The organism is Lachnoanaerobaculum sp. Marseille-Q4761 (genome assembly GCF_017565785.1).
Classification (GTDB): Bacteria; Bacillota; Clostridia; order Lachnospirales; family Lachnospiraceae; genus Lachnoanaerobaculum.
The window spans coordinates 134,236-154,307 of sequence record NZ_JAGEKB010000003.1; the positions used below are offsets into that span (position 1 = coordinate 134,236).

At 34.0% G+C, this 20,072-nt stretch carries 18 protein-coding genes; 2 read left to right on the plus strand and 16 right to left on the minus strand.

From position 1 onward, the window contains the following. Positions 1–7: 7 nt before the first annotated feature. The 10 genes from J4O15_RS11765 to xylA form a co-directional block, all read right to left on the minus strand. Positions 8–949: a TIGR03943 family putative permease subunit gene (locus J4O15_RS11765; protein WP_009218814.1), complete on the minus strand. Its 942-nt coding sequence runs from the start codon at positions 947–949 to the stop codon at positions 8–10. Between the two features lie 14 nt (positions 950–963). Further along, entirely contained in the window at positions 964–2,217 is a 1,254-nt protein-coding gene (locus J4O15_RS11770) for a GTP-binding protein (RefSeq protein ID WP_208100909.1), read from the minus strand. 106 nt (positions 2,218–2,323) lie between these two features. Then, complete coding sequence (locus J4O15_RS11775) at positions 2,324–2,839, minus strand: Gx transporter family protein (protein ID WP_208100910.1); 516 nt, start codon at positions 2,837–2,839, stop codon at positions 2,324–2,326. Beyond that, on the minus strand, positions 2,839–3,234 hold the full coding sequence (locus tag J4O15_RS11780; RefSeq protein ID WP_009218817.1) for an Asp23/Gls24 family envelope stress response protein: 396 nt from the start codon (positions 3,232–3,234) through the stop codon (positions 2,839–2,841). Before J4O15_RS11780 ends, J4O15_RS11775 begins: the two co-directional genes overlap by 1 nt. A gap of 120 nt (positions 3,235–3,354) precedes the next feature. Next, a complete protein-coding gene (gene nhaC, locus J4O15_RS11785; protein ID WP_208100911.1) occupies positions 3,355–4,770 on the minus strand; it encodes a Na+/H+ antiporter NhaC in 1,416 nt (471 codons plus the stop codon). Continuing rightward, on the minus strand, positions 4,763–5,932 hold the full coding sequence (locus J4O15_RS11790; protein ID WP_208100912.1) for a MalY/PatB family protein: 1,170 nt from the start codon (positions 5,930–5,932) through the stop codon (positions 4,763–4,765). Before J4O15_RS11790 ends, nhaC begins: the two co-directional genes overlap by 8 nt. A gap of 54 nt (positions 5,933–5,986) precedes the next feature. After that, complete coding sequence (locus tag J4O15_RS11795) at positions 5,987–7,144, minus strand: sugar ABC transporter permease (RefSeq protein ID WP_208100913.1); 1,158 nt, start codon at positions 7,142–7,144, stop codon at positions 5,987–5,989. Between the two features lie 3 nt (positions 7,145–7,147). Next, positions 7,148–8,710 carry an ATP-binding cassette domain-containing protein gene (locus J4O15_RS11800; protein WP_208100914.1) on the minus strand — a complete coding sequence of 521 codons (1,563 nt, stop codon included), beginning with the start codon at positions 8,708–8,710 and terminating at the stop codon, positions 7,148–7,150. Positions 8,711–8,810: 100 nt separating this feature from the next. After that, complete coding sequence (locus J4O15_RS11805; protein WP_208100915.1) at positions 8,811–10,010, minus strand: substrate-binding domain-containing protein; 1,200 nt, start codon at positions 10,008–10,010, stop codon at positions 8,811–8,813. 43 nt (positions 10,011–10,053) lie between these two features. After that, complete coding sequence (gene xylA, locus J4O15_RS11810) at positions 10,054–11,382, minus strand: xylose isomerase (RefSeq protein WP_208100916.1); 1,329 nt, start codon at positions 11,380–11,382, stop codon at positions 10,054–10,056. Positions 11,383–11,702: 320 nt separating this feature from the next. On the opposite strand from xylA, the gene J4O15_RS11815 reads away from it, so the two are divergent. Together J4O15_RS11815 and J4O15_RS11820 are read left to right on the plus strand one after the other, a co-directional pair. Next, positions 11,703–12,650 carry an AraC family transcriptional regulator gene (locus tag J4O15_RS11815; RefSeq protein WP_208100917.1) on the plus strand — a complete coding sequence of 316 codons (948 nt, stop codon included), beginning with the start codon at positions 11,703–11,705 and terminating at the stop codon, positions 12,648–12,650. Between the two features lie 20 nt (positions 12,651–12,670). Continuing rightward, entirely contained in the window at positions 12,671–13,516 is an 846-nt protein-coding gene (locus tag J4O15_RS11820) for a TraX family protein (RefSeq protein ID WP_208100918.1), read from the plus strand. A 122-nt stretch (positions 13,517–13,638) separates the two neighbouring features. Here the strand turns inward: J4O15_RS11820 and J4O15_RS11825 are convergent, their stop codons facing one another. From J4O15_RS11825 to J4O15_RS11850, 6 genes are all read right to left on the minus strand, one after another. Then, positions 13,639–14,328 carry a DUF2290 domain-containing protein gene (locus J4O15_RS11825; protein WP_009218826.1) on the minus strand — a complete coding sequence of 230 codons (690 nt, stop codon included), beginning with the start codon at positions 14,326–14,328 and terminating at the stop codon, positions 13,639–13,641. A 5-nt stretch (positions 14,329–14,333) separates the two neighbouring features. Next, complete coding sequence (locus J4O15_RS11830) at positions 14,334–16,487, minus strand: DEAD/DEAH box helicase (RefSeq protein WP_208100919.1); 2,154 nt, start codon at positions 16,485–16,487, stop codon at positions 14,334–14,336. 459 nt (positions 16,488–16,946) lie between these two features. Continuing rightward, the gene (locus tag J4O15_RS11835) at positions 16,947–18,503 is read right to left on the minus strand and encodes a DNA/RNA helicase domain-containing protein (RefSeq protein ID WP_009218828.1); all 1,557 of its coding nucleotides are present in this window, start codon (positions 18,501–18,503) and stop codon (positions 16,947–16,949) included. An 80-nt stretch (positions 18,504–18,583) separates the two neighbouring features. Further along, positions 18,584–18,847, minus strand: coding sequence for a Txe/YoeB family addiction module toxin (locus tag J4O15_RS11840; protein ID WP_009218829.1), 264 nt, complete (start codon positions 18,845–18,847; stop codon positions 18,584–18,586). Then, positions 18,847–19,005, minus strand: coding sequence for a hypothetical protein (locus tag J4O15_RS11845; protein WP_243762059.1), 159 nt, complete (start codon positions 19,003–19,005; stop codon positions 18,847–18,849). Before J4O15_RS11845 ends, J4O15_RS11840 begins: the two co-directional genes overlap by 1 nt. 71 nt (positions 19,006–19,076) lie before the next feature. Further along, entirely contained in the window at positions 19,077–20,063 is a 987-nt protein-coding gene (locus J4O15_RS11850; protein ID WP_009218831.1) for a galactose/methyl galactoside ABC transporter permease MglC, read from the minus strand. Positions 20,064–20,072: the final 9 nt, after the last annotated feature.

The window sequence follows — 20,072 nt, forward strand, 5'->3', positions numbered from 1 at the left end:
ATTTCTCCTAAAACTGAACCAATCCGTCTATCGGTCCTGTAAGTACTATATCATTTGCATATATTACAGGTCCCTTTGCACGATATTGCGGACTCATTTCATACTTTATTTTACCCTTAATCTTAACCCAATCCTTATTTTTAAAATTCTTTGCACCCTTATATTTACATACAAAACCTAAGAATTGGATATCCGCCTCACAGCATGTCATTGCCCTTCTGCCCGGAATAAGTACATCCTCACCTATCCCATCAGGTCTGACAACCTGAGCCACAAACTCAATTTCTTTTCCGTCATATTTTTCCGTTCTGTCCATGGCATCCACATAGAATATACCATAGTATTCAGGCTTTATAATAAGTTTCGGCTCATCCAGATTATATGGTAAATTTATACTGAAATCTCCGGTTATTTCTCCATGTTCACCTTCAAAAATAATTTCTGCATTAGGTGCCATAGCCTTTATCTGAAGATGATATGTGCTTAAGATATCCTCATCAATATCATCGGCTCTGTTACATATAACCAGTTCTGAATCTCTCAGCATCTTTCCCATATATGCCTTTAAATCTTTATTTTTAATATATAGATCAAGTGTAGAGGTATCGTATACTGTAATCATCTGATTTACATACCAGCTGTCAGGTATTTGTATTTTATCCTGCTCCCATAGACCGTTCCATTCTATAAGAACTCTTTCAGGATCTACCTCTTTTGTAAATTCTTCCATTTTCTCTTTGGTAAAATCAGATAAATCCTCTATATACTTCACAGTGGTATGAGTAGCATCCAGTAATTCCTTACTATACTCTTCCTCACCCTCTTCACAAACAATCAGTAGAGTATTTCCGTCGGTTTGAAAATACTCCTGTTGCATTGTAAATTTCATAAATTGTGTTTTACCGGCTTCCAAAAAACCGTTTATAATAAAAATAGGTAGTTTTTCCATAACCTCTCCATTATTTAAGCTCTAAAACACTTCCCTAATTCTTCTATTTTCAATCCTGCACCGATAACACATACCTTTCCGGTATATTCGGCATCACCTTTTCTAATCTCACTCTCGCCCGGAACAAGGTCAAAATAGAACCAGTCATCGCTGTTAATATCCTTTAACATACCCTTTGCTCTGAGTACAACACCATATTTTTCTTCATCCTCAAAGCTGTTTAAGATATCCTTTAATTTATCCTCGCTGATTGCCGGCACCTGCTCCATACCCCAGCTGTCAAATATATCATCCGCATGGTGATGATCATGGTGGTCATGACCGCAACCGCAATGGTCATGATGATCGTGGTCATGATGATGGTTGTGGTTTTCATCATGTTCATGATGGTCGTGGTCATGATGATGGTCGTGGCTGTCAGTATGTTCGTGATGTTCATGGTGATCATGCTCATGGCAACCACAATGTTCGTCGTGGTTATGCTCGTGGTCATGATGATCGTGGCTGTCAGTATGTTCGTGATGCTCATGGTGATCATGCTCATGGCAACCGCAATGTTCGTCGTGGTCATGATGGTCGTGGCTGTCGTGATGCCCATTATCCTCATGATGATGGTGATGTGAATGTTCCCTTGCCAATTCCTCAAGTAATTCATTCTTTAAATCAATAGGCTTTGACAAAAGCTCCTCTATTTTTTCATTGCTTAATTTATCTAAAGGAGTTGTAACTATAGTTGCATCAGGATTTATATTTTTGATAAGTGCCACAGCTTCTTCTATCTTTTTATTATCCACAAGATCTGTTCTTGAAAGTATTATAGTATTTGCAAATTGAATCTGATTATTAAAGAACTCTCCGAAATTCTTCATATACATCTTACATTTTTTTACATCCACCACTGTTATAGCAGAATTTGATTCTACATGAAGATCCTTTTCCACATCCGAGATTGCCTTTAACACATCCGATAATTTTCCGACTCCGCTTGGCTCTATAATAACCCTGTTAGGCTCATACATAGATAAAAGCTCTCTAAGTGATGCCTCAAAATCTCCTGCCAGAGAACAGCATATACAGCCCGAGTTCATCTCTTTAATCTCTATGCCTGAATTTTTTAAAAATCCTCCGTCAATACCTATCTCACCGAATTCATTCTCAATTATTATAGTCTTTCCCTTATCCTTGTTACCCTCTACAAGTCTCTTTATAAATGTAGTTTTTCCTGCTCCAAGGAATCCTGAGACTACATCAATTTTTGTATTTACCATATTTTCTCCATTCTAAAATCCTCAAAAAACAAGCCCGATTCAAAATCAAGCTTGCAACTTTTACTGAAACAAATTTTCTGATAAACTGTTTACAGCTTTTAAACATCTATTTGCGTATATAGGGTTTAACTCTCACTATAACAAGTGAAGCTGCTATACCGATAAGCATTCCGCTTACTACACCCGCAATCAAAAGTACAGGCAGATATGTAAAAACTCCATTGGTTCTTACAACAACAGCCGCACATATTATCTGTCCTACATTATGCATTATACCGCCTATAATACTTATACCAACCATTGAAAAACCTTTGATTTGTTTTGCGATAATCATGCAAAGCAAACTTAGTGTAGCACCCGAAATCGAATAAATCATCATTGATACATTTCCAAATGTCATAGCTATAAGTACGATTCTAAGCAGTGAAACAATTACACCGGTCTTTATATCGAACAAGTAAAATGCAATGATAACTATCAAATTTGCCAGACCGATCTTCATACCCGGTATACCCAAATTTATAGGTATCAAAGTTTCCACAAAGCCAAGTACCATTGCAAGTGCTGTCAACATTCCGACAGATGCTATTTTTCTTATATATAAACTTGAAAAATTCCTCATTAGTTTGCAACAACATATGCTATCTTAATATTTACTTCAAGTACTGTAAGTCCTGTCATATTCTCAATAGCATTCTTTACTCTCTCTTGTACCTTCTCACTTACCTCAGGTATATTATAGTTATAACTTACATTTACAGATAAATCCACACAAACCTTGTCCTCATTTATCTCTACCTTTACACCCTTCATGCTCTTTGCCATCTTGCTTCCTGAGAGCTTACCCATAATATCCTTTGTAACATTTCCTGCCATAGAGTCTACACCCTCTACCTCTGTTGCGGCAATACCGGCAATAACCGCTACCACCTCATCGGCAATCTTTACCTCTCCAAGCCTTCCTGTTTCATTTGTTTCAATTTCAAAATTTTCTTTTATATCCATTGTATCAGCCATAAAAGCCTCCTTATATTCTATGATTATTGATTATATCAAATATTGTGTAAAATTAAAAGAGAAGTACAAAATATCGGGTGACTTTTGTTCACCCGATATTTTATCTTCTAAGATATTCAATTATTTTTCACTTTTACCGGCTCTTGCAATTCCTATACCTGTAAGAGCCCATACCAGAGCAAAAATCATTCCTGAATAGTTTAAAATAGCGTATGGCAGATAATTTAATGTTCCTACACCAAGAGTTGTAGCCATATACGCACCGGCTGCCGTCCATGGTATAAGACATTCCGTACAAGTCACTGAATCCTCCAATGTTCTTGATAAAACCTTAGGATGTAATCCCATCTTTATATAAACTTCTCTGAATGCTTCGCCGGGCATCAAAATAGATACCTGACCATTACTTGTAACACCTGTAATTATAAGACAGGTAACTATTGTTGATGCAACAAGCTTAAATGTTGAATTTATCTTTTCAAGCATCTTTGAAATAACAACTTCCAAAGCACCGGTAACACTCATAGTACCTGCAAAAGATATAGCACATACGGCAATAAGAAGTGTATTCATCATTGACATCATACCACCTCTGTGAAGAAGCCTTATAAGTTCCGGTGCAACTTCATCCTTAGTCATTCCTATCATCTCTACATTAAATCCGTTCAATGTAACATCTACTATACTCTTTAAGTCTGCCCCTTGGAAAACAGCCGCATTTATAAGAGCAATTGCTGATGCTACAAGCATAACAGGAATTGTAGGCTTCTTTGTAATAGACCCTGCCAGTACTATTACAAGCGGAACCAACAATAAAATATTCCAGCTAAACATTTGGTCCAATGTACCTGTAAGAATATTTATAGTCTCAGGTACTACAACATTTTTTACCGCACCTACTTGTCCCATGATAAAGTAGAATATTATAGCCAAAATAGCAGCACTTCCCGTAGTCCACATCTGATTGTAAACATGCTCATAGAGATCTACTCCACAAACTGCAGATGAAAGGTTTGTAGTATCTGAAAGAGGTGAAAGCTTGTCACCAAAATATGCACCTGAAACTACAGCACCTGCAACTAATGCAAGGTTTACATCCATTCCTATTGCAACACCCATAAAGGCTACTCCAATAGTTCCGGCTGAACCCCATGATGTACCTGTAAGGACAGATACTATAGCTGTAAGTAAAAATGCTGTAAGTGCAAGATATTTAGGGCTAATAAGTTTTAGTCCATAGTATATAAGCATCGGTATAGTGCCGCCAAGCATCCATGAACCGATCATAAATCCCACGATTATAAGAATTAACAATGCCCCCCAAACCTTTGCGATCTTGGTTGCTATCTCATTCATTATATCATCATATGAATATCCTAGAAAAATTGCCTGTATACCTGATACCACTGCTGCCAAAACGATCAATGGCTCAGCAGGTAAATCTAAAAATGCAATTCCTACACCAAGTATTATAAGCATTGAAAGTATAGGAAACAATGCTTGAAGTACTGTAGGTTTTCTCTTTGTCTTACTCATAAAACATCTCCCAGTTTATATTATTTTTAAATCTGAATAAAGCTTCTTTCAACAGTTCTTTTGGTAGAGCTGCATTTACTCTAAAAAATCCTCTTCCGTCTTCTCCATATCCGCTACCAAGTGAAAATGCTATATGTGATTTTTCTATCATAAGCTCTTTAAATTTATTCTCTGTAATATTAAGCTCCCTGTAATCAACCCATGACAGAAATGTTCCTTCCGAATCAATTACTTTAAATCCTTTCATGTCATTTTCAAAGAAGCTTTTTATAATACCCATATTCTCTTTTATTTTTTCTTTTGCAATATTAAGCCATTCTTCACCATATTCGTAAGCTGCTATAACAGCAGGTATGCAAAAATAACTTGGATTATGTATTCCACCCTGTCTTAGAAGTTTTTTGAAGAAAGTTCTCAACTCCCCATTTTTGATAATTATATTGCTGGCTTCAAGTCCTGCAATATTAAAGTTTTTTGATGTGGATAAACCTATTATTATATTCTCATACATATCATAAAAAGATGCATAAGATATAAATTCCCCTTTCCACACAAAGTCAGCATGCGTTTCATCAGATATTATCAGTACATTGTGGCGTTTACATATTTCCACAGTCTTTTTTATTTCATCTTCTGTCCACACTCTTCCGACAGGATTATGAGGTGATACTGTAATAAATATTTTTACCCCACTTTTTATCTTCTCTTCAAAATCTGTGAAGTCTATCTCATAATGTCCATCTTTTAACTGTAATGAACATTCTATCAGTTCCCTATCATTGATACGTACAGCATTTTGAATAGGATCATACAGTGGTGTAAATACCAGAACTCTATCTCCTGTCTTCGTATAGTTTTGTATTATCAAAGATATTGCCTGAATTATTCTTGGACAGTAAACTATCCATTCATTATCCGGTCTGAAGCCATAATTGTTTTCCGCCCATTTTTTTGACAATTCTATATATTTATCGCTAACATTTGTATATCCGTATATCCCATGATTAGCAGCCTCTATAACAGCTGTTATGATTTCAGGTGCTACTCTGTAATCCATGTCTGCCACTGTAAGAGGTATCAAATCATCCACTCCACACTCAGCTATTATTTCATCCCATTTCGCACAATTTGTATTTTTTCTGGAAACTATATTGTCAAACACCTAATCCCCCTTTCCAAGTTTTCATATACAAATATGTATAATAACCCCCTTTTTTTATGATTTTCCTGTTTTATGGTTGGAAACCACATCAAATACTACCGCTCCTAAGAGTACGGCACCTTTTACAATATATTGGAACTGATCCGGAAGACCGAGTATTGACATACCTTGATTTATTACTCCAAGAAGTATGGCTCCAATCATTATTCCCTGTACCGTTCCAGAACCGCCGTAAGCTGAAGCGCCTCCTATAAAGCAGGATGCAATAGCATCCATTTCATATGAGCTTCCCATATTTCCATCTACAGAACCTATACGCGCTCCTACCAAAAGCCCTGATAGTCCTGCCAAAAGACTCATAAGAAAATATGCCCTGAAATAAACCTTCCTCGGATCTATTCCTGAAAGTCTGGTGGCCTTTTCATTACCTCCCACTGCATAAAAATATCTTCCGAATACTGTTTTGCTTGTAACAAAGGCAAATATTGCAACTACTACAAGTATCCATATAAGCATTATAGGTATACCCTTATAACTCATAAGCTTATATGCATAAAATAATATTACAAGATCAAATATAGCCACTCTTATTGCTGTTGCCTTTATACTTGCACTCTCATAACCTTTTTTTATCTTATTACGCTCTGAAATAAATGTATAGGCGGTAATAGCTACAGCTACAAGTATTCCTACAGCCATTGATGAAATAACTCTTTGGTTTACATCAAGTCCGGGTATTTGTATATATGATGTAAAAAGGCTTAAAAATCTTTTATCCATTATAGCAACAGTCTTTGAATCCAAAATAACTCTGGCTATACCCCTGAATAAAAACATACCTGCCAATGTACATATAAAAGGAGGTATATGTATATATCCTATAAGCCATCCCTGCCATACACCGATAATACATGCCACTGTAACAGATGATAATATGGCAATTAAAGGATTTATTCCCATGCTCAGCATCTTAGCTGAAAGTGCAGCTGAAAGACAAAGAGTCGATCCTACTGAGAGATCTACATTTCCTCCGGTAAGTATACAAAGAAGCATACCGCAAGCCATTATAAGCACATATGCATTTTGCAACAGCAGGTTTGAAATATTCTGTGCAAGAAGAAGTCTTCCACCTGTCAGATATGTAAAGAATACAAACACAACTAAAAGTGCAAGTACCATAGTATATTTTTTTACAAATTTATTTGCATTCACTTTTTACCTCCTGTCAACCGGTGTACAATCCGACTTTAAGATTGTACTCATTATCTTTTCCTGTGTAGCTTCTTCTGCACTGAACTCTCCGGTTATCTTTCCTTCATTCATAACATAAATCCTGTCACACATACCTAAAAGTTCCGTAAGATCTGATGAAATCATTACCACTGATTTACCCTGACTGACCATATCATTGATAATGGAGTATATTTCATATTTTGCACCTACATCTATTCCTCTTGTAGGCTCATCCAGAAACAAAACATCAGGTTCGGCAAACATCCATTTGGACAATAGAACCTTTTGCTGGTTCCCTCCCGAAAGATTTCCCACCTTTTGCAAAACAGATGGAGTCTTTGTTTTCATTGCCTTTACATAATCTTTTGCCACCATATTTTCTTTTGCAACATCCAACACACCTCTTTTGTCGGCTATTTTTTCCATTCTTGCCAAAGTGGTGTTTTTTGATATTGTTTCAGAAAGTATCAATCCGTCAGTCTTTCTATCCTCAGTTACATATGCCAGACCGTTTACTATGGCATCTCTGGAACTCTTAAGAAAGACCTCCTCCTTATTTGCAATAAATTCCTGACCTGAAATATGACTTCCATAGCTTCTTCCAAAAAGTGATTTTGCAAGTTCGGTTCTTCCTGCTCCCTGCAATCCCGAAAATCCCACGACCTCACCTTTTCTTACAAAAAAGTTTATATTATCAACTACACATTTTTCAGTATATATAGGATGATATACAGTCCAATTTCTGGCTTCAAACATAATTTCATTACTTATCTTATGTTCTCTTTGAGGATATCTGTCTTCAAGCTCACGCCCTACCATACCTTTTATTATTCGTTCTTCATTTATACAATGATTCGCATTGTCTATGGTTTCTATAGTCATTCCGTCTCTGAGCACGGTTATTTCATCCGCCACATATGCCACTTCCTGCAACTTATGTGTAATAATAATGGATGTAATTCCCTTTTCTTTTTTAAAACGAATAAGCATATCCAGCAGCATCCTTGAGTCTTCATCATTAAGTGATGATGTAGGCTCATCCAGTATCAAAAGTTTTACATCTTTTGATATAGCCTTTGCAATCTCTACAAGCTGCTGCTTACCTGTTCCTATATCCTTTATAAGAGAATGTGTATTTTCATTCAACCCCACAGCCTTCATAGCTATATCAGCCCGATGAAATGTCTCATTCCAATCTATAACACCGAATTTATTTTTTCTTTCGTTACCAAGAAACATATTTTCGGCAATTGTAAGCTCCGGAATAAGTGCAAGCTCTTGATGTATTATTACAATACCGAGGTTCTCACTGTCATGTATCTTTTGAAATTTACACTCTTGATTATTATAAAAAATCTGACCGGAATATTCATTATATGGTATGGTACCGGAGAGAATATTCATAAGCGTTGATTTTCCCGCACCGTTTTCTCCTACCAAGGCATGTATACCGGCTCTTTTGATTTGTAGATTGACATTATCTAAAGCCTTCACTCCGGGATATTCCTTTGTAATATTTTTCATTTCCAAAATACAGTCTTTCAATATATCCGCCTTTCTGATAAATATGCCAATGTTATGATATTGGAGGCAAATGTCTTTACCTCCAACGCTGTACTGCTGATAAAACCTGGAGTATCAATATTTACTGTACCGGATGCGGATATCCGTCACTTCCCATTGTATAATATCCTGTATCAACCAATTCCTTTTGAATATTGTCCTTAGTAACTGTTACCGGAACCAAAAGATATGAAGGTATCACAGCAGAGCCGTTATTATATGATGATGTATCATATGTACAATCAAAGCTCCAGCCTGATTTTTTGATCAATGATTCATCCGGCTTTTCCCCTTTTAATATAGCCTCACCAAGATTAAGTGTTGCTATTGCCTCATTTGCAACAGCCTTGTATACGGTCATTGTCTGCTTGCCGTCAATAATATTTGCAAGATTTGCTTCATCGCCGTCCTGTCCTGTAATTATTATCTCATTGCTTCCCGCATAGTCTGATTGTATAGCCTGTGTAACACCAAGTGCTGTAGAATCGTTTGAACATACCGCCGCATCCAGCTGAGTTCCGTCTGAATAGTATGAACCGAGAATATTTTGGAATCTTGATAAAGCCTTTGAAGTATCCCACTGCGCTGTTCCGACCTGCTCAAATGCTGTCTGACCTGAAGGTACCACAACTGTTCCGCTTTCAATATATGGCTTTATAACATCCATAGCACCGTTAAAAAAGAAGGTCGCATTATTATCTGCAGGGTCTCCTCCTGTAAACTCTATATTGAACTTTTTATCTCCTGCATTTGCAAGACCAAGCTTCTCAGCTACAAATTCTCCCTGAAGCTTTCCTACAGTGTAATTGTCAAATGATACATAGTATGATATTGCATCAGTATTCATAATAAGTCTGTCATAGGCAATAACAGGAATATTCTGGTTTTTTGCTTCAGCCAAAACCTGTGCAAGTGATTCACCGTCTATTGCGGCTATTACAAGTAAATCCACCTTATCTGCAATAAGTCCCTCAATATCCTTAACCTGCTGGTCAATCTTATTGTCCGAATAGGTGAGTGAAACCTCAAATCCTGCCTTCTCAAACTCTTTTTCAAGATATGAACCGTCACGATTCCATCTCTCAAGTGATTTTGTAGGCATTGATATACCTATCTTTCCACCCTTTGACTCTGTAGTTTCAGAGCTTCCCTCTTCTTTGGAACTCTCCGTCTGTGACTGTTCAGCCTTTGATGTTGCAGGCTCATTTCCATCCGTACATGCTGTCAGGGAAAAAGCCAACATGCCGGCAATCACAAATGCAAATAATTTCTTCATTTTCATAAATTCCTCCTTTTCTAAATCCGATTATTTTTATCGGATAATTTTACAATTTTGAATTAAACAATATATTATTTACTACTGTTTCAAGATATTCCTGTCTTCCTGATTCGGGCAATTCAGGCTTTTTAAGCTTTGCGGCATACTCGGCACATTCTTCCAAAGTCACTGACTTATTTCTTATCTTCTCTCCTATACCTGCACTGTAGCTTGAATATCTTTCTTTAATAAACTCATCTATTCTTCCATCTTCAATAATCTGTGCAGCCTTTATAAGTCCAAGTGCAAATGTATCCATTCCTGCTATAAATCCATAGAACATATCCTCAGCTGTATTACTTGGTCTACGGTTCTTTGAATCAAAGTTTAATCCTCCGCTTAAGCCACCTGCCTTTAATATTTCATACATTGCAAATGTAGTATCATAAATATTTGTAGGGAACTGGTCTGTATCCCATCCAAGTAAAGTATCACCCTGATTTGCATCTACAGAGCCAAGCATACCGTTAATTGCAGAAACTCTCAGCTCATGCTGGAATGTATGACCTGCAAGTGTAGCGTGATTTGCCTCTATATTTAATTTAAAATCTTTATCAAGTCCGTATTTTCTTAAAAAGCCTATGGCGGTTGCGGCATCAAAATCATACTGATGCTTCATAGGCTCCTTGGGTTTTGGCTCAATATAAAAATCTCCCTTAAAACCGATACTGCGTCCATAATCTCTGCACATTGTAAAGAGTGTTGCTATATTTTCCTCTTCAAGCTTCATATCTGTATTTAGAAGTGTCTCATAACCTTCACGACCTCCCCAGAATACAAATCCCTTTGCTCCAAGTTTTACGGCATTTTCAAGTCCCTTCTTTGCCTGTGCAGCTGCAAAACAGAATACATCCGCACTGTTTGAACTTCCCGCACCGTTCATAAATCTGGGATTTCCGAACATATTGCAGGTTGTCCAAAGACATTTTATATCGCTTCCCTTCGTCTTTTCCAAGATATAGTCTGTGATCTCATCCAATCTTGCATTTGTAACATTTATATCTTCCTGATCCTCAGGTACGATATCTGTATCATGGAAGCAATAATACTTTATTCCGAGTTTTTTCATAAATTCAATGCCGGCATCCACCTTAGCTTTTGCATGCTCCATAGTACCGAAACTTTCGCCAAAACCCTTATCGGCAGTACCCTGTCCGAACATATCCACTCCTGATGCACAAAGATTATGCCACCATGCCATAGCAAAGGATAGATGTTCCTCCATTGTCTTGCCCATTATCACTCTTTTAGCATCATAGTATTTGAAGCTTAGCGGATTTTTGCTCTCACTTCCTTCAAACTTTACAGGTGATATTCCCGGGAAAAATTCTTTCATAAATATGTCTCCTTTCAAATTGCAATAAAAGTATGATATTAAAGCCAAAAAAATTTTGACTTTGCTGTTACCAATATTTTATTGTATGTATTTTATAACGATTTCCTTTGTGCTTTTTATAATAACTGATTTATTACTTCAAATGTAGATAATCTTGTTATTCTATAATGTTAATATTGCTATTTATATATTGAAATAATATATATTATAGAATATACTCAATTTGATAGACAAATGCATATCTGAAAAATATTTATTTGTCTATTTATTAACTATATAATTGATAATTTTATTATATTTTACTTAGGGAAATTTGTATTATGGATTTGGAAATCAATAAAAATACTAAAACAGAATATGAGATCATCAGACATACAAAAACCAACTCTTTGGCTATGTTATTGATTGAAATACTTTCAAGAAGCGTACATTGTCATTCGGATCTTGAAATCGGTATGCTCCTTGACGGAAATATTGACCTTGTAATCGACAATGAGGTATTCAGTCTCAAAAAAAATGATATCTATATTGTAAACAGATATCAGCCTCATTCATTTTACAGCAATAAAAGCCATAATAAAATAGTGATATTTTTAATAAACCATGCGCTTTATAAGAATATTGGACCTGATATAATATATAAAAAGAATCATATTGCCTTTAACAAGGAATATAATAATTTATATAGGACTATTTTTGAATGTGCCATGTGCTATGCCAGTGATTTGCCATTTACCGAGATGGGCGCAGGTGCCAAGGCACTTGATATAATATATCAACTCAGCAAGATAGCAAATCCCATCATAGATGAGCACAGCACCAAGCAGAGTCGTTCAAAAGCAAAGCATTTACAAAGAATCACAGACTATATTTTTGAACATCATTCAGAAAATATATCATTATCCGATATTGCAGATTTGGAATCATTATCCACTTATTATATATCTCATTTTATAAAGAAAATGACAGGAATGAATTTTACAACATACTTAAACAATATCAGATTTGATCATGCATTTTCGCTGCTTACAAAAACAAACTTAAGAATCAGTGATATATGCTGTGAATCCGGCTTTTCAGACAGTAGGTATCTCAACAGATTGTTTAAGGAAAAGATGGGGATGGATATTCAATTCTATAGAAAGAATATGGACAAAATAGAACTCCCCCTAACCGACCAACCCTATATGACAGTGCAAAATCATATATCACAGAGTAAATTTATGTCGGTGCTTGAAAGGTATTATAAGGAAAGTTTAGAGGAATGATTTTTATCGGAGGAATTATAATGAATACTAAAAGACTAAAAATAATTGCAATCATTTCAATGTTAATCGACCATATCCCAAGAATTATACCCTGGCAAATGTGGGTTGCAATTGCTGATAGTTTGGCAATTTTATTTCCCGGCAAAGAAGAACTTATAAGTGATATTGTTATAGACAGAGTTCCAGATATTATGGGATATGTAGGAAGATTGGCGGCACCTATTTTTATGTTCTGTATCACTGTGGGTTTCAGGTATACGAAGGATATAAAAAAGTATATTTTAAGAGTATTTACATTTGCATTGCTTTCACAGATACCATATATACTTTTTATGCAATCTGAAGAATATGCTTCAGGGTTTAGTAAACTTGAGGTAACTTCTTTTTATAAAATCGACTTAAATATTATGTTTACATTGGGGCTCGGTCTTGTTGCACTTTATTTTTATGAAAAATTAAAAGATAAAAATATAATACTAAGGCTCACTCCAATAATAGCTGCGGCATTAATCTCCTATATACTGAATACAGAAGGAGGTTATGTATACATAATATATATTTTTATGTTCTATTTATTAAGGGATGTAAGTATATTAAAAAAAGTATTTATTTGGATATTTATTATAATCATATGCAGACTTCCGCTATTATTCCATTTGTTGCAAATAAATAATGATATTATGAGAGCATTGCCTACAATGAGAGTAAACACAGTAGGTGTATATGTCGGAGTATTCCTCACTTTCTTCTTTAATAATAAGAAGACTCATATAAGCAAAACATTTAAATATTTGATGTATTTGTTCTATCCGGTACATTTAATATTACTGTATTTAACATACTTGTTGTTTTCAAATATTTTCTGAAAATTATAATGTTATTAAATTACATCCCTTTACTCATATATTATAAAGGGATGTTTATTAGTTTGGTGAATAATTATAAAAATTAAAACAGATTACTACCCTTGTATTAATTCGAAGATACTTTATTTTTTATAAACAGGTGTACATACATTTACTATCTCTTTTTCTTCAAGGTATAGTGTCGTATCAAAACAATCCTTATATTCAGCAAAGTGAGAACTATATGAAGTATAAGCAGTGTTATAAAAATTCATAATAACAAACTTTAAAAACTGATATGGAGTCAATGCAGATGATACCGGTATCCTGCAATTTTTATACTGACCTATAGTTAAGTGCGAAACCGGATGAATAATAGGGCGGCTTATCTTCTTACCATAACTATCCTTTCCATCATCAAAATCAAATCTTAAAGGCACAGAAACTACTCTCTTGTCTAAAATATCACTATAAATTTCATCTTCCAAATAAAAATCCGGTTCGTTTTGAAATATCTCTAAATCAGGTGCTGGGAAAAAAGCCAATCGGTGACTCTCTATTTTATTTTTTCTAAACCTATATTGCATCTGTATTAAAGCTCCATCTATCATCTTTATATTGAACGTTCTTTTAGTACATAACTCCAAATACATGTCTTTATATGGAATACTTTTTAAAAAGATATTATTGTCATAAGTGTTCACACCAACCTCTTCAATTTCATCTGAATATTTCCTTATTGATGGGAAATTTTGATCATCACAAAGCCCAGTTCTAATTATATCAGTTGTTATTCTTTCTATTTGTGTATAAATTTTTTTTGCAGTCAACATTTGAACTACTCACCTCTTTTTAACAATTTTTCAAGACGAGCAATCTGTTCTTCTCCCAAGTCTTCCGGGAAAATTTCTCCATTTTCAAGCTCCATAATTAAATTTTCTATATTTGTTTTGTTTTTCTGAACTTTATTTTTTTCCGCTGCACTCATATCTCGATTAACAATATTCATTTTTTCTCTTTGAGATTTTTCCGGATAAATAAAATCTAAAGTATAATTGTGAGACTTTATTTTTTTATATTCATCAATTAATTTATCCATATCTTCTCCAACACCTAAAACTCTTACCCAAGCTTTACTTCTTGTTATAGCTGTAAATAACTGATTCCTTTTCTTAGCTAAATCATAATCAGAATTATAACAAGATTCAGCATTTATAACATACACCATTGCTGCTTCGTTTCCTTTAGCTCTATAAATACCGGTAAATACAACTGAATCATTGTTTTCCAAAAAAAATATATCCGGTGTGGTATCTACTCCGGCAGTGTGAGAATTGATGTCTTTTTCAAAAAGCATGGCTCGAATAGTAGCTACATTTAATTTTGTAGTTAACGGATCGGGATTAATCACAATAATATCATCTGTTCTTAATTCATCTGCTACTAAATTGATTTTTATTTGCTCAGCAACCCATTTATTCTGTTCTTCTTGACTTTTAAAGGATTTGAATTTAATTAAATCATCAATATCAGAATGCTTTTCTAAGAATTCCGGACTACTTGATGCAGTTCTTGCCAAAACAACATGCTTTCCATCTTCCAAAATTCCCTCTTTTACCTTGTATCCAACATCCCTCCATAGAGAATGCTGCTCAAACATTTGTACCAACCCTGTTTTTGAATTTGTCTCCTTCTCTCTATATATTCCAAAACCTAATGCATGTGCTGTCACCAATACCGGTCTTGAATTTCTATAGCACTTTTCAAGAATAATATCCTGTTGTGGTTTTCCTTCCTCAGGAGTATAAAATTTTACTTTCGGTGTTCCGTTTTCAAAATTACCAAATATCTCTTCCGGTGATGGTAGAGACTGTGTTCTTAAATTCTGCAACTCATCATATGCGTAAACCAATCTTTTAGGGTTCTTTAACATCTCATAACACATCCTCAAAAAGCTTGGTGAAAAATCTTGCGCTTCATCAACTAACACAGCATCAAATATCTCCATGACATTTGATTTTGCTTCATCTAATGCTTTTTTACATGTTTCTCCAAAAGGATCTGATGAACCAAATCTATTTCTAGCTGTGCTATAATCTCTATATGGCACATTGTTCAATGCACAAAAAATATAGTATATCCCTTTATGATCTCCACCGCCAGGAGAGCCCCACGCATGCATAATTTGCAAATTATCCCAATCAGGCTCTTCATTTGTTTGTTCTATATAAAATGTATTAATTAATCGTCTAAATTGTCCTTTTAACGATCTTGTATTAAATGTAATGGCTATTTTCCAGTCAGGATGCTGAGCATGCAAATAAGCTGCTTTTAACGCAAGTACTATTGTTTTTCCCGATCCGGCTAATCCGCGTATCCTTTGTACTCCTTCAACCGTTTCTATTACCGCTTGACTTTGCCTGTTGTCTAAATTAGCAATAGAGTCTTCTAACGCTTTTAGCTTAGCACCCTTAGAGTTAGCATTTAAAACTTCTCTTCTCTTCTTACCTTTTCTAATAGTTGAAATTGCTTGTAAAACTGAAACCAGGTCATTATAATGCTCTTGCTCTTTCCATTCCAATTTTGAAATGCATTTTGCCAAGGTATTAGCGTTACATAAAGGATAATCCTTATTATACTCTTTTAACGTTCCAATAAATGGAGCAAATGTTATCACATTTATATCAACACATAATTGTCTTTTTTTTACCAATTGTTTATATCCTTTTAATTTGGATTCAACTTTATTGGCACAGTCATCTTGGATCTCTTCATAACCTTCAATATTTTTATTTTCAACTAAATTAAAAATAACCAATCCCTTTTCCTTAGAAATCCATAATGCATCTATTGGGTATGCCCCTTCTACGGTTCCTATTATCGGATATCCTATATATAAATATCCTTCTAAGTCACTATCCATTTGAAAATATTTTTTTAATTCTTCACTGGCTAATGGTTTTGGCGTTGATCCAATAATTATATTTACCATAACAATTCTCCTTTTATTAATTTTATGATTTTAGGCGTTTGCGAAATGCCAAAAGCCGTATAAATATGACACTTTTTTGTTACTGAATATAAAAATCTCCTCTCGGTTTGTGATATAATGGATTTGCAAAAAAATAAGTCACATCCCAAAAGGAAACATTACTATAATACCACAAAACATCTGTCTTTAGCAGATATCTTTAAATCTTACAAATATATAAAAATTATTAACTTAATTGTGAAAAAGCTTAGCTAGTTTCATAACTACCTAATATATCATCAGAACAACTCTGAATTGCTTCCCACTCTGTTTAACATTGATATAAGTATATTTTCACAAAATTCATATAACGATAAACAATCAGGTTCTATGCTACATTCTCCGGTAACTTCATAATTGCAATAAGCTCATATTCTCTATGCTTTACTGATAATTGATTACCGCTTACTAAGCCCAAAACTACCCAAATAAATTTTTTTCTTTTATCTCAATCAACTTTTCAAATACATCTTTATTATTGAGTACAATTATACATAATTTTTCTTTTACACGTGTTATATTTTGATATAATAATCTTTCAAACAAATAATCTTCATTAGGATGTCCTTTCCCATCCAATTCTTCTTTTGAATTATAAAAAAAATTATTATCTACTAAAATAATTATCTTATCAAACTCCTGCCCAATTACATCATGTGATGACTTATAATTATAACTATTTTGCTTTAAATATTTATTAGAATCATTATCATATTTTTTGCTTGCGGGAGTATATGCTAGAAAGGTATATCCTTTATATACATAAAAGTCTCTTAATTTTACAAAATCTTCCCTATCCTCTGCATATACAATATCTATATCTGTGTATGAAACAGTTTTATTTTCCTTTTTTAAATCCATCATATTTTTTATAAAAAAATATATTCCGGTGTTAGTCCTAATTTTTCCCAACAACTTTAACTCCTTAGAACCTCTGGCTTCTATAATTTTAAGATTATTATTTGCAATTTCACTTCTTGACATCTTCTGCTTTGGGTCATAAGAAAAAATAATTCCTTTAATATTTGTTCCTTTATTATCATAAGTTTCTAAAATAAATTTAAGTGTACTTTCATATATCCTCTGTGTTTCATCAATGCAAATTATTTCACAGTGCTTCAACCAATCACTACATTTATATATTGAGTCATCTGTTATCTTTTTAGCAGAGATTATAGATATATTCATATTTTCTTTTTTAAATTCATTATTCAAACAATTATGCCCATTATTTAGATTTCCACAATGAATAATACCTACCGAAAAATCTGCAGAAAGAGTTTTAGCTATATCATAAAGCAATAAAGTTTTGCCTGTTCCAGCTCCTCCTTGAATGCCTAATAGCATTTTCTCATTTGTTATATTATCAATAATTTCATTTTTTATTTGTTCTTGTTGACCAGTCAAGTAGTACTCCCCTTTTACAAACTTTTCAGTTTCATTAAATGGTGAGATAAGGTAATCTTTTGGTTTAAATAAATCTTCTATATTACTATCCACTGCATCTTCTATTTTTCTAACACATTCCAGCAACTCATCTATATTTGATACCTTAAGCTTTTTATCATATCTAAAAATTTTCAAATCACAATTATTATCCAACATACACGTAAAACTATAAATTTCTGACCCTATGTGCGAAAGATAGTATCTATTTTGACATAATTGCCTTTCAATCTTGAATTGATCAACTTCTTGACTTTTAATTTCAATATTTATTATTTTATTATCAAAACCTACTTTTAATAAATCAAACTCCTTACTTATATTAGGTATTGTAAAAGAATAAAACCAATTTTCATAAACAAAGTTCTCTAGTTTTTGTTTACGAAAAATATCAACAATTTTTTTAATTATATCTACTTCTTCATCACGTATTTGTATATATTTGTCTCTATTGGATAATAGTCTTTCATATTTTTGTAAAATATTCCTATCTATTTCTCTGGTTAAACTAAATAAATTAATTGCCCTCATTCTAACCACCTACTATATCTTTCATCAAATCTTGATTAATATATTATATTGTTATTTTGAATATATGTGAAATTGTTTTATTAAAAATCATAATGACTCCACAAACTGATAATTTTAATTATTTTATCTTCCTCATATACCTCGTAAACAAGCCTATGCTTTATATTTATCCTACGGTAATATGCCCCTTTCAAATCTCCTTGTAATTTCTCATATGAAGGCGGAGTCTTATATGGATCATTCCTTATTAATTCTATCAATGCCTTAGCCTTATCATCAAGCTTTGCAGATTTTAAATTGTGAATATCACCTACCGCTTTTTTAGTATAAACAATAGAGTAGATTACCACTCCACCTGATCTTCAGGTATACAATCCTCTATGTGAGTCTTCAATCCTTCAACTATCTTTTCTTTCATACCGGGAATTGATGACAAGTATAATGTTTCTGCCAATCCGATATAGTCTTTCTCACTGTCAATTACCTTGTTCACATCAATCAAAAATCACCCCTTATATGTATCATTATATCATACATATAAGGGGTGTAAATGGAGTTTTATATTTTAATCAATTACTTCTTCTGTATATATTTTCTTATATCAAGTGCTATAGCGACAACGATGATAACACCCTGCACTATAAACTGGAAATCCGGCTTGATTCCGAGGAATTGCATTGAGGATTTCAATAACTCGAAAACTAAAACACCGATTACACAACCTGATATTCTACCGATACCACCGTTTACAGATACTCCACCGATGGTACAAGCCGCGATTGCCTCAAGCTCATATGAAGCACCCATATTTACAGATGAACCGCCTGATTTTGCTCCCAAAAGGAAACCTGCGATTGCATAAAGCACTGCTGCTGATGTATAGATAAGTATTTTTGTCTTCTTTACATTAACACCGGAAACCTCTGCCGCCGCCTCGTTTCCACCTATTGCATACATATACTTACCATGTCTTGTTTTATTAAATACAAACCACATGATGAGTCCGATAACCAGTGCATAGATGAAAAGATAAGGTATCTTTAAAAAGTTTCCTGTAGCAACTGCTGTATATGCATTTCTGTATCCGCCTATAGGCTCAGCCTTTGTATAAACAAGACATACACCATATACTATAAGCTGCATTCCAAGAGTTCCGATAAATGCAGGAACATTTAAATGTGCTATAACTATTCCGTTAATGCATCCAAATACCGCACATATAGCTATAGCGATAAGGAGTACCACAAAAATATTCATATCACCGAGATTTGGAAACATTTTTCCTGCATAGTCCTTGTTCTGTAAAAGAGTACCTGCAACACAGGCGGAAAGTCCTACAAGACGACCTGCTGAAAGATCTGTACCCTTTGTAATAAGACATGCTGAAACACCGAAGGCAATGATTACTCTTGGAGCCACATTAACCAAAACATTTCTTAAGTTACTTGCTGAAAAGAAATTGTCCTTCATTATACCCGTAAATAAAACAAGTAAAAGTAAAACTATTATTATTCCATTATCCAATAACAATTTCTTTATATCTAAAGATTTTGCATTCATAAGTATTCC

Excerpts from the sequence above, each read along its gene's own strand:
- J4O15_RS11765 (WP_009218814.1), bottom strand. The coding sequence starts at position 949 with ATGGAAAAACTACCTATTTTTATTATAAACGGTTTTTTGGAAGCCGGT.
- J4O15_RS11770 (WP_208100909.1), bottom strand. The coding sequence starts at position 2,217 with ATGGTAAATACAAAAATTGATGTAGTCTCAGGATTCCTTGGAGCAGGA.
- J4O15_RS11775 (WP_208100910.1), bottom strand. The coding sequence starts at position 2,839 with ATGAGGAATTTTTCAAGTTTATATATAAGAAAAATAGCATCTGTCGGA.
- J4O15_RS11780 (WP_009218817.1), bottom strand. The coding sequence starts at position 3,234 with ATGGCTGATACAATGGATATAAAAGAAAATTTTGAAATTGAAACAAAT.
- nhaC (WP_208100911.1), bottom strand. The coding sequence starts at position 4,770 with ATGAGTAAGACAAAGAGAAAACCTACAGTACTTCAAGCATTGTTTCCT.
- J4O15_RS11805 (WP_208100915.1), bottom strand. The coding sequence starts at position 10,010 with ATGAAAATGAAGAAATTATTTGCATTTGTGATTGCCGGCATGTTGGCT.
- xylA (WP_208100916.1), bottom strand. The coding sequence starts at position 11,382 with ATGAAAGAATTTTTCCCGGGAATATCACCTGTAAAGTTTGAAGGAAGT.
- J4O15_RS11815 (WP_208100917.1), top strand. The coding sequence starts at position 11,703 with ATGGATTTGGAAATCAATAAAAATACTAAAACAGAATATGAGATCATC.
- J4O15_RS11820 (WP_208100918.1), top strand. The coding sequence starts at position 12,671 with ATGAATACTAAAAGACTAAAAATAATTGCAATCATTTCAATGTTAATC.
- J4O15_RS11825 (WP_009218826.1), bottom strand. The coding sequence starts at position 14,328 with ATGTTGACTGCAAAAAAAATTTATACACAAATAGAAAGAATAACAACT.
- J4O15_RS11830 (WP_208100919.1), bottom strand. The coding sequence starts at position 16,487 with ATGGTAAATATAATTATTGGATCAACGCCAAAACCATTAGCCAGTGAA.
- J4O15_RS11835 (WP_009218828.1), bottom strand. The coding sequence starts at position 18,503 with ATGAGGGCAATTAATTTATTTAGTTTAACCAGAGAAATAGATAGGAAT.
- J4O15_RS11850 (WP_009218831.1), bottom strand. The coding sequence starts at position 20,063 with ATGAATGCAAAATCTTTAGATATAAAGAAATTGTTATTGGATAATGGA.